The 14,767-nt window shown below is 36.6% G+C and carries 14 protein-coding genes; 6 read left to right on the top strand and 8 right to left on the bottom strand.

The window, feature by feature from the left end; all coding sequences use genetic code 11:
- Nucleotides 1-68: 68 nt before the first annotated feature.
- Both msrB and I6U49_RS09750 read right to left on the bottom strand, forming a co-directional pair.
- Nucleotides 69-554 carry a peptide-methionine (R)-S-oxide reductase MsrB gene (msrB, locus tag I6U49_RS09755; protein WP_198628531.1) on the bottom strand — a complete coding sequence of 162 codons (486 nt, stop codon included), beginning with the start codon at nt 552-554 and terminating at the stop codon, nt 69-71.
- Between the two features lie 89 nt (nt 555-643).
- Nucleotides 644-1,513, bottom strand: a complete 870-nt coding sequence (locus tag I6U49_RS09750; RefSeq protein WP_198628530.1) for an alpha/beta fold hydrolase — start codon at nt 1,511-1,513, stop codon at nt 644-646.
- A 189-nt stretch (nt 1,514-1,702) separates the two neighbouring features.
- On the opposite strand from I6U49_RS09750, the gene I6U49_RS09745 reads away from it, so the two are divergent.
- A complete protein-coding gene (locus I6U49_RS09745; protein WP_193710840.1) occupies nt 1,703-2,521 on the top strand; it encodes a M48 family metallopeptidase in 819 nt (272 codons plus the stop codon).
- Between the two features lie 83 nt (nt 2,522-2,604).
- Nucleotides 2,605-3,942 carry an MFS transporter gene (locus tag I6U49_RS09740; protein WP_198628529.1) on the top strand — a complete coding sequence of 446 codons (1,338 nt, stop codon included), beginning with the start codon at nt 2,605-2,607 and terminating at the stop codon, nt 3,940-3,942.
- 37 nt (nt 3,943-3,979) lie between these two features.
- Here the strand turns inward: I6U49_RS09740 and I6U49_RS09735 are convergent, their stop codons facing one another.
- The 4 genes from I6U49_RS09735 to I6U49_RS09720 are packed head-to-tail and all read right to left on the bottom strand — an operon-like array spanning nt 3,980 to nt 6,927.
- A complete protein-coding gene (locus I6U49_RS09735; protein WP_198628528.1) occupies nt 3,980-4,714 on the bottom strand; it encodes a head GIN domain-containing protein in 735 nt (244 codons plus the stop codon).
- 27 nt (nt 4,715-4,741) lie between these two features.
- Nucleotides 4,742-5,827: a hypothetical protein gene (locus I6U49_RS09730; RefSeq protein WP_198628527.1), complete on the bottom strand. Its 1,086-nt coding sequence runs from the start codon at nt 5,825-5,827 to the stop codon at nt 4,742-4,744.
- A complete protein-coding gene (locus I6U49_RS09725) occupies nt 5,811-6,377 on the bottom strand; it encodes a DUF4179 domain-containing protein (protein WP_198628526.1) in 567 nt (188 codons plus the stop codon). The genes I6U49_RS09730 and I6U49_RS09725 overlap by 17 nt, the downstream gene beginning before the upstream one ends.
- Complete coding sequence (locus tag I6U49_RS09720; protein WP_198628525.1) at nt 6,367-6,927, bottom strand: RNA polymerase sigma factor; 561 nt, start codon at nt 6,925-6,927, stop codon at nt 6,367-6,369. Before I6U49_RS09720 ends, I6U49_RS09725 begins: the two co-directional genes overlap by 11 nt.
- A 216-nt stretch (nt 6,928-7,143) precedes the next feature.
- Here I6U49_RS09720 and lon point away from each other — a divergent pair, with 216 nt between their 5' ends.
- The 4 genes from lon (at nt 7,144) to hemG (ending at nt 13,221) form a co-directional block, all read left to right on the top strand.
- On the top strand, nt 7,144-9,594 hold the full coding sequence (gene lon, locus I6U49_RS09715) for an endopeptidase La (RefSeq protein WP_198628524.1): 2,451 nt from the start codon (nt 7,144-7,146) through the stop codon (nt 9,592-9,594).
- Between the two features lie 221 nt (nt 9,595-9,815).
- Nucleotides 9,816-10,508, top strand: a complete 693-nt coding sequence (gene cmk / locus I6U49_RS09710; protein ID WP_198628523.1) for a (d)CMP kinase — start codon at nt 9,816-9,818, stop codon at nt 10,506-10,508.
- A 178-nt stretch (nt 10,509-10,686) separates the two neighbouring features.
- Nucleotides 10,687-12,537, top strand: coding sequence for a 30S ribosomal protein S1 (gene rpsA / locus I6U49_RS09705; protein WP_198628522.1), 1,851 nt, complete (start codon nt 10,687-10,689; stop codon nt 12,535-12,537).
- Nucleotides 12,538-12,657: 120 nt separating this feature from the next.
- The gene (gene hemG / locus I6U49_RS09700; protein WP_198628521.1) at nt 12,658-13,221 is read left to right on the top strand and encodes a menaquinone-dependent protoporphyrinogen IX dehydrogenase; all 564 of its coding nucleotides are present in this window, start codon (nt 12,658-12,660) and stop codon (nt 13,219-13,221) included.
- On the opposite strand, the gene I6U49_RS09695 is transcribed toward hemG, so the two are convergent.
- Nucleotides 13,218-14,072 (bottom strand): pirin family protein, encoded by an 855-nt coding sequence (locus I6U49_RS09695; RefSeq protein WP_198628520.1) that lies wholly within the window; start codon nt 14,070-14,072, stop codon nt 13,218-13,220. The two genes, hemG and I6U49_RS09695, sit on opposite strands and share 4 nt — an antisense overlap.
- Nucleotides 14,073-14,138: 66 nt before the next feature.
- The gene (locus I6U49_RS09690) at nt 14,139-14,756 is read right to left on the bottom strand and encodes an alpha/beta hydrolase (protein WP_198628519.1); all 618 of its coding nucleotides are present in this window, start codon (nt 14,754-14,756) and stop codon (nt 14,139-14,141) included.
- Nucleotides 14,757-14,767 lie beyond the last annotated feature (11 nt).

Genomic DNA, 14,767 nt, shown 5'->3' with positions numbered 1-14,767 from the left:
TTCAGTAGACAGAAATCTTATTTTTTTCATTTTCCTTTCAGAAAAAGGGATAAACCCTGAAGTTAATCTTAATTTTTCTCCGGTTTAAAATCCATTGCTACTCCGTTTATACAGTGTCTTTTTCCGGTGGTTTCTCTAGGCCCATCGTCAAACACGTGTCCTAAATGGCCTCCACATCGGGCACAGTGTACCTCGTTTCTTTGATATCCCAATTTAGAATCTGTACCATAAGCAACCCCGCCTTTAATAGGTCGGTCAAAACTTGGCCACCCGGTACCGCTCATAAATTTATGTTTCGTTTTGTATAATTCATTTCCGCAGGCAGCGCAAACAAAAGTTCCGGGTTCTTTAATATCGTTTAAGGGGCTGGAGAATGAAGGTTCAGTGGCTGCTTTTCGTAAAACCCGGTATTCGGCATCGGTTAATTGTGCTTTCCACTCTTTATCAGATTTGGTAACTTCAAATTTATCCTGATTTTTCTTTTGGTCTTTTTGCGCATTTCCCTGGCAACTAATTATAAAAATGGCCAGTAAAATAGGTATTATCTTTTTCATAGCTTTTAAATTTTAATTCCCACTCCGGTGCATGCTAGCGTACATGCATAAAATATCCGTTATGTGTTTTTATTTTAAAAGTACAAAGATTATACCGCGATGAACGTTGTGATTTTGTTAATTACCTTTGGATCGCCCAAAATGCGCCTATGTCCTAATCCTTTTGTGATATATAGTTCGCTGTTTTCCAACGCTTCGTGAATATCGTGGGCTGAAGAGATTTCTACATCAACATCGTTCTCATCGTGTACTACAAGGCTGGGTGTTTTCACCTCTTTAGCCGAAATAGCGCCGGAATAGCTATCTAAATCTATATCGAATTTTTTATCGAAATGGGCTTTCATCTTATCGGCTACTTTTCTATTCATCTTTAGGTTCCTGGCAAACTCACGGGTTATGTGGGTTATACTATTTGCTGTGCCAATTATTACGAGCTTTTTTGTATCAAGGCCTTCCTTTACAGCTCTAAGAGTAGCCATACCTCCTAAAGAATGCCCAATTACTGCATCAAAACGACCATACTTTTTATCCAGTAGATGGATGGCATCAATAAAATCTAACATCATGCTTTTTCGTCCGGGTGCTTTGCCGTGGGCGGGAGCATCAAAACTAACAGTGCTGTAGCCTTTTGCTTTTAAGGCTTCGGCTATTTTGGCCAACTGGGTCCCTCGGCCACTCCAACCATGAACCAATAATATTTTTTTACTGCTTTCTCCAAATTCATAGACTACTATTTCTCGCTGTGTTTTTGGAATACTAATTCGGTATTGATTGGAGAGCTCATCCATATTTTTTTCCCGTTCCGGAAGTTTATATTTAAATGGCGTTAAAAACAGCTGCGCAGCAAATCTACTGGCGGCCAGTGGGGAAAGTTTAGAAAGTAAGCTTCCTGTATACCTTATATAATTGGGTACTAATAATCTTTGTACCGGGATTTGATCTTTTTTTTGCTGACTCATTTTTTTTAATGATAAGAACGGGTAATTTACATATTTCTTATTTGCTTATGGCCTATAAATAATAGCTTTATACAGAGGTTTGTAAAATATGGTATTGTTTTTGAAAACCTGTTATTTGTTAAATGATGCTTAAAACAATAAGCAGGCTTTCGTGGCTTTTGTAATTTTAACAAAACTAAACCAATAAACATGAGACTTATAAAATCAATGAGTATGGTGGTTGTTTTACTGCTTGTAGTAGCTTGTAAGACAAACCCATTTACTGGAGAAAAGAATTTGAATTTTGTTTCTAACGATCAATTATTTCCCGCTTCGTTTGAGCAATACGATCAATTTTTGTCTGAAAATGAAGTGATAAGGGGAACTGCGGAAGCACAAATGATTAAACGTGTAGGTAATAAAATAGAAACTGCTGCCGAAAGGTATTTAAATGCCAATGGTTACCAGGGATTTTTGGAAGATTTTAGATGGGAATACAACCTGGTAAAAGATGACGCGGTTAATGCATTTGCTATGCCCGGCGGAAAAATAGTCTTTTTTACCGGAATTTTACCTGTAGCAGAAAACGAAACAGGTGTAGCCGTAGTAATGGCACACGAGATTGCTCACGCGCTTGCAGACCACGGTGCACAAAGAATGAGTGCAGCCCAATTACAACAACTTGGTGCGGTAGCAGGTTCGGTAGCGGTAAGCGGAAGAAGTCAGGAGACACAGCAAATTTTTGCTCAGGCTTATGGTTTGGGAACGCAGCTTGGAGTAATGTTGCCTTTTAGCCGTAGTCATGAAACAGAAGCCGATAGAATTGGATTGACTTTAATGGCTATAGCCGGTTATAATCCCGATGAAGCTGCCGATTTATGGAGAAGAATGGCAGCCAAAAACGACGGCCAGGCCCCACCGGAATTCTTAAGTACTCACCCGTCTAACCAAACAAGGATTAACAATTTAGAAAAATGGGCTCCGGAAGCTAAAGCCGAAGCCAGAAAATATGGCGTAACAAGTTATTAATACAAGATAACTTAGAAATTATAGTAAAAAGCTGTCTTTTAAGGCAGCTTTTTCTATTTTAGGGCTTTTTAAAAACGGTATAAATGAATGTACTTCCCAAAGGGCATAAAAAATTATTACGTGCCTGGGCTTTCTACGATTGGGCTAATTCGGTTTACAGCCTGGTAATTTCATCGGCTATTTTCCCTATATTTTATGGAGCCCTAACCATTGTTAAAGATGAAAATGGTGCTATTCTTAAAGATACTGTAGATTTTTTGGGAATAAGTTTTAATAACGATTCCCTTATTAGTTATGTGACTGCAATTGCTTTTTTGGTGGTTTCTGTATTAAGTCCGTTTTTATCGGGGATTGCGGATTATGTTGGTAATAAGAAAAATTTTCTGAAGTTTTTTTGCTATTTAGGCGCTATATCCTGTATTGGTCTTTTTTGGTTTAACTTAGAACAGTTGTGGTTCGGGTTACTCTGTTATTTTTTTGCACTTATTGGCTTTTGGGCTAGTTTGGTTTTTTATAATTCTTATTTACCGGATATTGCTTTTCCCAATCAGCAAGATAAGGTGAGTGCCCAGGGATTCTCTTTGGGATATATTGGGAGTGTTATCTTGTTGGTTATTTGCCTGGGAATGATTTTAAATTATGAGGTTCTGGGCTTTGAAAGTGAGGCTTTGCCAACACGCTTATCTTTTGTTTTAACCGGGTTATGGTGGATTGGTTTTAGCCAATACACCTATGCTTACTTACCGAAAGGAAACAAAAAAGCGACACTTACCAAAAATGTACTTTTTAACGGATTTAGGGAACTTCGTGGTATATGGATAAGCCTTAAGCACAATGCTCAACTTAAAAGATATTTAATTGCATTTTTTGTTTATAGCATGGCAGTGCAAACCATAATGCTTATCGCAACTTATTTTGGAATTGAAGAATTGGAATGGGGAGAGCAGGACGCAACCACAGGATTAATAATTAGTATTTTATTAATTCAACTGGTGGCTGTACTTGGTGCTACCTTAACTTCCAGATTGGCCATAAAATTTGGGAATATTAAAATCTTAATTTTTATCAATTTGATATGGATAGGAATTTGCGGTTATGCATTTTTTATAGTAAGTCCGCAGCAATTTTATGTAGCAGCCGCTTCAGTAGGTTTGGTGATGGGCGGAATCCAATCATTATCCAGGTCTACCTATTCTAAAATGCTTCCAAAAAATACCATAGATACCGCCAGTTATTTCAGTTTTTATGATGTAGCCGAAAAAATTGGGATCGTTATAGGGATGTTGCTTTATGGAATGGTAGCACAAATTACCGGCAGCGTACGGAATTCAATTTTATTTTTAGTGGTTTTCTTTATTGCAGGTGTAATATTACTTTTAAGGGTGCCCATAAAAAATCCTGCCTTAAAAGACAGGATGTAAGCAATTTTCCTTTTTCAAATAAATTATATCTACAAGCTTAATTTGAAGAAATGGAACCCGACCCCGAGGTTTTAAAATCCTGGTTAGTAGGATTACCTTTATATTTAATATCACCAGAGCCCATAACTTTGGCTTTTAAGCTAGAATTTGCTGAAACCTGGATATCTCCTGATCCCATCACTGTGGCTTCAACATTATCAGCTCTTAGATCATAGGCCTTAAAATCTCCCGAGCCAGTTACTTTGCAGTTAAAATCCCTGGCCTTTCCCGATAAAAGAATGTCTCCCGAACCGGTAATTTTTCCCATCAGGTTTTCTACCTCCAGGTCTAATTTAACATCACCAGAACCGGTAACCTGGGTGTTAAACTTTTTGGCTTTTATTTTATGGGTGTTCCATACATCACCTGATCCGGTTACTTCTACAGCATCTAAATCTTTAAAAGGAACAATTACTTTGATTCCTTTATTTCGGGAAGGCTTTAAATTATAGCCTTTTTCTACCGAAATTTTTAAAGTTGTATTGTTAACTTCTGTAGTAATATATTCTAGTAAATTGCTTTCGGCTTCTACAACTAAATTACCCTCACTACCCGCAATTAATTCAACATCCATAGAGCCTACGAGTGAGATTGCATCATAGTTGCCCGTATTTCTTTTTTCTGAAGTTAAATTGCCATTGCCTTTAATACTGTTATTACTGCTCCACCATTGGCATTGGGCAGGAGTTATAGTTAAAAATGATATTGATAAAATTAAAAATAGATTTTTCATGATGTGTTTTTTTTGATTGATGAATAGTTAGTTTTTATTAAAAGTTACATTTCCGTAATTGGTGTTTATATAAATAGAATTTCCGGTGTTTTCTTGTAGGTGATAGCCTTCATATAATTTACTGGTATTTTTGTCGTGACGCTTTTTAATTTCCAATTGTTCCAGGCCTTTTGCGTTTCCATATGAAGATTTTATAGTGAAATTAAAGGGGTGTTCGCCGTCGTAACCTAGTTTTACCCCGGCATAATCGGTGTTTATTTCTACTTTAGAAACACCTTTTATAAGCTTTTCTATACTGGCTGAGCCATAATCTAAATTAAGGTCTAAAGATTCAAAAACACGTCCTATTTTGGTGCTCAGGTAATCGCCATTGCCTACAATTTTTTTGGCTTTTTCTATGTTAATACTACCATAATCACAATTAAAATCAAGCTGAGCCACTTTTTTAATTTGTGAATCGGTATAATCGGCATTCACATATAGCTTTTCGGCTTCTTCAATTATATATCCGCTATAGTCTGCGTTTATTTCGGCATTTCTAACATATCCAATATGGCTATTTCGTGTATAATCAAAACTTAGTATGTTCGAGGCTCCTCTTAATTCGCCAATGTCTACTTTGCCGTAATCACAACTTATTTTCGCATTACCCAATAATCGGTCTATATAAATTCCGCCGTAATCGTTTTTAATATCTAAACTATGTCTTTCGGGAGCCTTTATCACGTAGTTAATCTCCATATTTACATTATTGGAACTATTAAAAAGTGAACTCCACCAGGACTGTTCTTCTTTTTTAAAATGGGTTTTTGCACTCACCCCCGAAGAAGACTGGTTAAACTCTATGTTTATTTCTTCCAGTTTCTTTTGTACTTTCTCTTTATCGTCACCATTGGTTTTTATGTTCACTTCAATAATCACTTTATTCTGGTCCCAGGTAGAAATATCAATATTTCCGTAGCTGTTATCAATAGTGAGTTTGTCGGTGGCGCTTACATTGTAAGATTTTGTGACTTTTTTAGTCTTGGTATGCCGGCCGTTTAAATCGCTATTACAAAAAGTTACTGCCGGAAGGAGTAAGGCTAGCGTTATAAGGTTAAATATAGTTTTCATTGCTCTGATTTTTTAGGGATTTAATATTGTCTATTTGCTCAAGCACCTGGTTTAAAAGATCTATTCTTTGCTGAAAATTAGAGATCATCGCATAAATAACTCTTTTGTCCTGGCCGCTATCTTGCAAGTCTTTTTCAAGTTTTTTGTATTCGTTCTCCAGTTTTTCCAGCTGGGTTAAAGCATCGTTTATAATAGCTTCGGTTTCCGGGCTGTTTTCGGCATTTAGGGCTTTAAGTTCAGTTTCAATAAGCTGGGTGTAAAACTGTTTTGTTTCCTTCATTTGTGGGGAAACACTTGCTAGATCACCTTTATTTTGAATAGAATTTTCATTGAATATTCCCGTGAAAACCATAAAAGCTATTGCAAGAATAGCAGCTATCGAAAATAGTGGGCCCCAAAGGTTTCTTGTAAGCCTGCCATGCTTCTGCTTTTTCGATTGGCTATGTTGCTCTTCGAGCTTTTTCTTAAACCTGTCTTTGTGCCCTGAAGCCGGCTCTGAAATATCAAAATCCAGCTCCTTAAAAAGCGTATTTATATCGTCATTTTTCATCTTTCTGTAATTTTTTTCTTAAACTTTCTTTAGCTCTTGAAACCGTAGTTCTGCTATTTGCATAACTAAGATTTAAAATGCTGGCAATTTCTTCATAATCATAGCCTTCAATTAAGTGTAAGGTTAGGGCGATACGGTAATTTTCCTTAAGGCTTTGTAAGGTTTTTAAAATCTTTTTTACCTTTTCATTTTTTGAATCCTTTTCAAGAATAATTCCCTCGCTTTCATTTGCTTCATTTTTTAACTCATCGTTATAGCTTACTTCATTTAATTTTACTTTTCGGTTAAAAGAAGTAATACTTAGGTTGATGACTATTCTTTTTAACCAGGCACCAAAAGTGGAAGCCTCCTGTAAACTATCTATTTTTGAGAAAGCCTTTAAAAACGCTTCCTGCATAATGTCTTCTGCTTCAGCGGTATCTTTAACAATTCGAAGTGCTGTATTATACATAGCTTTATAGTAGCGTTCATACACTTCCATTTGTGCACGCTGGTCGCCTTTTTGGCATTGTGCAACAAGATCATTAATATGTGTGATGGTTGAAATCAATTAAAAAACTATCTGGCTTCTATAATAAAGATAGCTCGTATTTTGATTTGTTACAGTTTTCAGAAAAAAAATATAAAAAACACGCTGGCATAAGAATTGACTACTTGTAATAGAAATTGCTTTAAAAGCCGCATAGCACATTAAGAACAAGGCTTTGCCAAAATATAAAAGATTAAGAACCATAGGCTGTTGTGACAGTTTGACCTAAAATAAATTATGGCTAAAACAAAATTAACAAGTTTTGACAGTTTGTCATTACAAGATATAGATCAGGATGCAGATTTAATTCCCTTAATGACGCCTGAAGATGAAGAGGAGATAAACCGTGAAGAATTGCCTGAAACATTACCAATTCTTCCTTTAAGAAATACTGTGTTGTTTCCGGGGGTTGTAATTCCTATAACGGCAGGTAGAGATACTTCAATTAAATTAATAAATGAGGCCAATAATGGTTCAAAGATAATTGGGGTTGTTGCTCAAAAAGACGAAGAGGTAGAAAACCCTACGGCTAAAGATATTTACCGTACCGGGGTAGTAGCACGTATTTTGAGAGTGTTAAAAATGCCTGATGGGAATACTACGGTGATTATTCAGGGTAAAAAGCGTTTTGAAATAGACGAAATTGTAAAAGAAGATCCTTATTTAATGGCTAGCATTAAGGAAGTTCCGGAGGCAAGGCCAGATATTGCCAATAAAGAATTTCCTGCTATTATAGATTCTATAAAGGAACTTGCACTTGAAATTATTAAAGGGAGCCCAAATATTCCTAGCGAAGCTTCTTTTGCTATTAAGAATATTGAAAGTTCTTCGTTTCTAATCAATTTTGTTTCTTCTAATATGAACCTTGCAGTAGAGGATAAACAAAAGCTACTGGAAACAAACGATCTTAAAGAACGTGCCCTGGCGACTTTACGACATATGAATGTTGAGTTTCAAAAACTGGAACTTAAAAACGACATTCAGAGCAAAGTGCAAAGCGATATGAGCCAGCAGCAGCGCGAATATTTTCTTCATCAACAAATGAAAACCATTCAGGAAGAACTTGGTGGGGTATCTCATGAAGATGAACTTGAAGAAATGCGTCAGCGTGCCAAGGATAAAAAATGGGGCGAAAAAGTGCAAAAGCATTTTGATAAGGAGCTTTCCAAGATGCAAAGGATGAATCCGCAAGTTGCCGAGTATTCTATTCAACGAAATTACCTGGACCTCTTCTTAGATTTGCCCTGGAATGAATTCAGCAAGGATAAATTCGACTTAAAACGAGCCAAAAAAATACTGGATCGCGACCATTATGGTCTAGATGATGTTAAGAAGAGGATTATTGAATACTTAGCGGTTCTTAAGTTAAGGAACGATATGAAATCGCCTATACTTTGCCTTTATGGTCCTCCCGGAGTTGGTAAAACTTCGCTTGGTAAATCTATGGCCGAGGCATTGGGTAGAGAGTATGTAAGAATTTCTCTTGGTGGTTTGCGTGATGAGGCCGAGATACGTGGACATAGAAAGACCTATATTGGTGCCATGCCGGGTAGAATTATCCAATCGCTTAAAAAGGCAGGAACCAGTAATCCTGTTTTTGTTTTAGATGAAATAGATAAGTTAAGTATTGGCCACGCCGGTGATCCTTCTTCGGCTTTATTGGAAGTTTTGGATCCTGAACAAAACAGTGAATTCCACGATAATTTCTTAGAAATGGGATTTGATCTTTCTAAAGTAATGTTCGTGGCCACGGCAAATACACTAAATACCATTCAGCCCGCACTTAGGGATCGTATGGAAATTATAAACGTTACCGGTTATACCATAGAAGAAAAGGTAGAAATAGCCAAACAGCATTTACTTCCAAAGCAATTAAAAGAACACGGTTTAACCAAACAGGATATTAAAATTGCCAAGCCACAATTAGAAAAAATTGTGGAAGGTTACACCAGGGAATCAGGTGTTCGTGGCCTGGAAAAACAGATCGCAAAAATGGTGCGTCATGCGGCCAAAAATATTGCGATGGAAGAAGAATACAATATTAAGGTTACTAATGAAGATATTATAGAGGTTTTGGGAAGCCCAAGGCTGGAGCGCGATAAATATGAAAACAACGAAGTTGCCGGAGTAGTAACAGGTTTGGCCTGGACACAAGTTGGTGGTGATATCCTTTTTATTGAATCTATACTTTCTAAAGGGAAAGGCAATCTAAACATCACTGGAAACCTAGGGAAAGTAATGAAAGAATCGGCTACCATCGCGATGGAGTATATTAAATCTAATGCCGAAGAACTTGGTTTAGACCCTGCGGTATTTGAAAAATATAACGTACATATTCACGTGCCCGAAGGTGCTACCCCAAAAGATGGGCCTAGTGCCGGGATTACCATGCTTACTTCTTTGGTTTCTTTATTTACACAACGAAAGGTAAAGAAAAGCATTGCCATGACCGGAGAGATAACCCTAAGGGGGAAAGTGCTTCCGGTAGGAGGAATTAAAGAAAAAATCTTAGCAGCTAAACGTGCTCGTATTAAAGAAATTATTCTTTGTAAAGAGAATGAACGTGATATTAAAGAGATTAAGGAAGAGTATTTAAAAGGACTTACATTTCATTATGTAAATGAAATGAGTGAAGTTATAGATTTGGCAATCACTAACCAAAAAGTGAAAAACGCCAAGACGCTTTAATTAGTTTAAAAGCTGTCTAGAGAGCTTTATTTTTAAAATGTCATTCTGAATTTATTTCAGAACCTAACACGATTCTAATTGTTTTCATGTTAGAAGCTGAAACCAGTTCAGCTTGACGTTTAAAATAAATAGGACTTTTTAGACAGCTTTTTTATTTACAGCGAAAATTTCAGGGAGAGTAAAGCTTTACCTAATTTTGCCATTCCTATAGAAACTAAATTATGAGTAAAAAAATAACTATTGCCATAGACGGTTATTCTTCTACCGGAAAAAGTACCGTGGCCAAACAACTTGCAGCAGAGCTTGGATATGTATATGTAGATACGGGTGCTATGTATAGGGCTGTTACCTTATACCTTATGCGTAAATTGTTGGTGAGTGATACCCATTTTGATAAAGAAGCCATATTAAGGCATTTACCGTTTATTAATATCAGTTTTGTATTTAATAAAGAGGTGGGTTATGGTGAAGTGCATTTAAATAAAGAAAATGTTGAAAAGGAAATTAGGCTAATGGAGGTTTCTCAGCAAGTGAGTAAAGTTGCAGCAGTGCCCGAGGTTAGAAAGATGTTGGTAGAAATTCAGCAGGAAATTGGTAAAAATAAAGCAGTGGTTATGGATGGTCGTGATATTGGGACGGTGGTTTTCCCTGATGCCGATTTAAAATTATTTATGACCGCTTCTACTGAAAAGCGCGCAGAACGTAGGTATAACGAATTAAGAGATCGTGGAGAGGACGTTAAATTTGAAGATGTATTGGCCAATGTTAAGGAGCGGGATTACCTGGATACTACACGAGACGATTCGCCATTAATAAAAGCAGAAGATGCTATAGAAATTGATAATTCTAATTTGAATTTGAAAGAACAGTTTGAAAAAGTAGTAAAACTGGCCAGAAATAAAATTGAAGAATAAGCGAGCTGTTTTTAAACTAATTAAGGTTTGAGAAAAGAAAAATAAGTTGTATTTTTGCAGCCCTTTTTGGCGAAGAATCGGAAAATCAAAAGGGGTTGAAAATCAAAATCATAACTACTTCTGTGTTTCATTTGCTTAATTTTTCCGAAGAATACAGGATACAAATTTTTTATCAGCAATGGCTGAAGATAACAAAAAACAGGACGTTCAGGACGAAAATCTTGACGTTCAACCGGTAGCTGGAATGGCTACATCATCGCAACCTGCTCCTTCAGAGCAACAGGAAAACCCTGAGAAATTTCTTAAAGAATTTAACTGGCACAATTATGAAGAGGGGATAGACCCAATTGATGATGAGAAGTTAGAAGAATTTGAGCAATTGGTTGCAGAGAATTTCGTAGACACTTTAAATGACGAAGTTGTAACGGGTAAAGTAATTAATATTACCGATCGTGATGCAATTATAGACATTAACGCAAAAAGTGAAGGCGTTATCTCACTTAACGAATTTCGTTACAATCCAGATCTTAAAGTTGGTGACGACGTTGAGGTTTTGATAGATGTTCGTGAAGATTCTACAGGACAATTAATTCTTTCTCACCGTAAGGCTCGTGTAATCCAGGCCTGGGATCGTGTAAACAAAGCTCACGACGAAAGTCTTATCGTAAACGGTTTTGTAAAATGCAGAACTAAAGGTGGTATGATCGTAGATGTATTTGGAATTGAGGCATTCTTGCCAGGTTCTCAAATAGACGTGAAGCCTATTCGTGATTACGATGCTTATGTAGGAAAAACAATGGAATTCAAAGTGGTGAAAATCAATCACGAATTCAAAAACGTTGTGGTTTCTCATAAAGCGCTTATTGAAGCTGATATCGAAGAACAGAAGAAAGAAATTATCGGTCAACTTGAAAAAGGTCAGGTACTTGAAGGTACTGTTAAAAACATCACTTCTTACGGAGTATTTGTTGATCTTGGAGGTGTTGACGGACTTGTTCATATTACCGACCTTAGCTGGTCTCGTATCAACCATCCAAATGAGATCGTTGAGCTTGATCAGAAACTAAATGTGGTAATTCTTGACTTTGATGAAGCGAAGACAAGAATTCAATTAGGTCTTAAGCAGTTAAGCAAACACCCATGGGAAGCTCTTGACGAAAACCTTAAGGTTGGAGACAAAGTAAAAGGTAAAGTAGTTGTAATCGCGGATTACGGTGCATTTATTGAGGTTGCCGATGGTGTTGAAGGTCTTATCCACGTTTCTGAAATGTCTTGGAGCACGCACTTGCGTTCAGCTCAGGATTTCGTAAATGTTGGAGACGAAGTTGAAGCTCAAATTTTAACTTTAGATCGCGAAGACCGTAAAATGTCTCTTGGAATTAAGCAATTAACTCCAGACCCATGGACAGATATTACTACTAAATATCCTGTTGGTTCTAAACACAAAGGAATTGTACGTAACTTCACCAACTTTGGTGTATTCGTAGAATTGGAAGAAGGAATTGACGGACTTATCTATATCTCTGACTTATCATGGACTAAGAAAATTAAGCATCCATCAGAATTTACAAATGTAGGTGATGAGCTTGAGGTTGTAGTTCTTGAGTTAGACGTAGATGGTCGTAAATTAAGCCTTGGTCACAAGCAGGTTGAGGATAATCCTTGGGATAAATACGAAACTGAATTCGCTGTTGGTACAAAACATACCGCAGAGATTGCAGAGATTGTAGACAAAGGAGCGACTATAGAGTTTAATGAAGATATCACTGCATTTGTTCCAACCAGACATCTTGAAAAAGAAGACGGTAACAAATTAACCAAAGGTGAATCTGCAGAATTCCAGATCATTGAATTCAATAAAGAATTCAAGAGAGTGGTAGCATCACATATGGCTATTCACAAAGAAGAAGAACAGCAAATTGTTAAGCAGGCAGCTAAAAAAGCAGCTTCGCAAAACAATGACAAAACCACTATTGGTGATGTTAATGCCGATCTTCAGGCTTTAAAAGATAAAATGGAAGGGAAGTAATTCTCTAAATTTATCATAAATAAAAACCTCCTTAGTTCTTGCTAAGGAGGTTTTTTTGTTTAATTATGTAGTGTAAATTCTCGCTGGTTAAATATTCATCTTTTAAAAATTTAATACCTAATGAAGCAAAAAGTTGGAATAATTTATTCTTCTGTAGATGGGCATACGCTAAAGATTTGTAAAAAACTGTATGATGTATTTAACGAGCAGCAAATTCAGGTAGAGCTTTATGCTGTAGATGATTTTAAAGCCAATTTAGCCGATTTTCATACTGTGGTTATTGGAGCCAGTATTCGATATGGAAAACACAGCGATAAAATTTTTGAATTCCTTAAACAACATAAACAGTCTTTAAGCGGAATAAAAACTGCCTTTTTCTCGGTTAACCTCGTGGCCAGAAAAGAAGATAAAAACTCGCCCGATACGAATCCTTATATGATTAAATTCTTGAAGAAAACGAATTGGAAGCCGGACTTTATAAGTGTTTTTGCGGGAAAACTCGATTATAAATCCTATTCATTTTTAGATAAGCTGATGATTAAATTAATTATGAAATTAACGCACGGACCAACAAAAACAGAAAAGCCTATTGAGTTTACAAATTGGGAAAGAGTAGTGGCTTTTGGTCGTGAAATATGCGAGGATTACCATAAATCTAATTACTTAAACCAGGAAGAAGTTTAGCCATTCCAATTTCCAAAAACCCCATTTTGATAATCCAGAAAGGCCTGTTGAATTTCCTGTTGGGAATTCATAACAAAAGGCCCCTGGGCTACAATAGGTTCATTAAAAGGTATTGCATGCCCTAAAAGTAAAATACTTTCTTCTAAAGCCTCAATCTCCATACTTTCGCTATCATTTTCAAATTCTACCAGATTATGAATTTTGGCTTCCTTGCCATTTACCAGTAGTTTTCCTTTAATTACATAAAAGAATATATTCCTTTTTGCAGGAATTTCTACTGAATATTTACCACCTTTATCAAAATGTAAAGTAGCTAGCTGAATGTCGTTTAAAGGTTGAAAAGCTGCTTTTGTATTTTCCCAATTCCCTGAAACGGCAGCTAAGCTAACTTTTCCATTATCTATATTTACCTCCGGAATATCTTCTTTTTGGAGTCCCCTGTAGTTAGGTTCCGTCATTTTATGTTTGGCAGGTAGGTTTACCCAAAGCTGAAGAAGTTCTAATTCTCCACCATTTCTTTTAAATTCTTCAGAAGATATCTCAGCGTGGATAAGTCCTTTTCCCGCGGTCATCCACTGCACTCCTCCGGCTTTTATTACACTTTGCCACCCAGTGCTGTCTTTATGGATAAGATCACCTTTTAAGATAAAAGTTACAGTTTCAAATCCGCGATGGGGATGTGGTCCAAAGGGTAATCCATTATTGTTCTCGGGATATTTTTGATATCCGTGGTGATTTAGGAATAAAAATGGATCAATATGATCTATAGTATTTGTGGGCAAGGCCCTATAGGTAATAAGGTCAGCAATTGGTGAGCTTACCGCTTTGTGTATTTTCTTTATACTTCTCATAGTCTTATATCTGGTTTACTCGGTAGGCGATATTTATCCCGATAGTTATCGGGACTGCGAGGCATTTTACTTAAATATAAATTGATTGGCGAGTTTTAGTTCATCTTCAGAAATAGTGTGCGGCCTATTTTTATAGATCTCAACTTCAACATTCGCATTCATCTTTTTTAAAATTTCAGCAGATTCTTTTACACGGCTTACAGGGACATGAGCGTCTGGATCTCCACTTCCTATAAAAATTGGAGTTCCTTCAAAATTACCCGAATAGTTTTCGGTATAAATTTTATCACCAATAAGTCCGCCTGTAAATGCAGCTACCCCTCCAAATTTCTGGGCATTACGTGTTACAAACTCCAGGCTTAAACAAGCACCTTGCGAAAAGCCGGCAAAATATATATTTTCTGAAGTGATTCCTGTTTCTTTGATGTCATTTAATAATTCTTTAAGCAGTTCTAGTGATGAAGCATAGCTTGGTTGGTTTTGGGCAACAGGAGCCAGAAATGAATTTGGATACCAGGTGAAATCTTTAGCCTGAGGAGCTAAAATTGCAAATTCCGGAGTGTTTAAGTGGTTGGCCAAAGAGAGAAACTCTTTGGCGCTTCCGCCACGGCCGTGTAATAAAACCAGGACTTTCTTGGCTACACGTAGTTCTTCGCCTGCGGTATATATCTCTTTTGTATGCATTTTTTAAATTT

Origin of the sequence: Salegentibacter maritimus (assembly GCF_016236915.1) — a bacterium.
GTDB lineage: Bacteria > Bacteroidota > Bacteroidia > Flavobacteriales > Flavobacteriaceae > Salegentibacter > Salegentibacter maritimus.
Note: the sequence above shows the minus strand (reverse complement) of the source record. Positions and strands in the feature narration are given on the sequence as shown.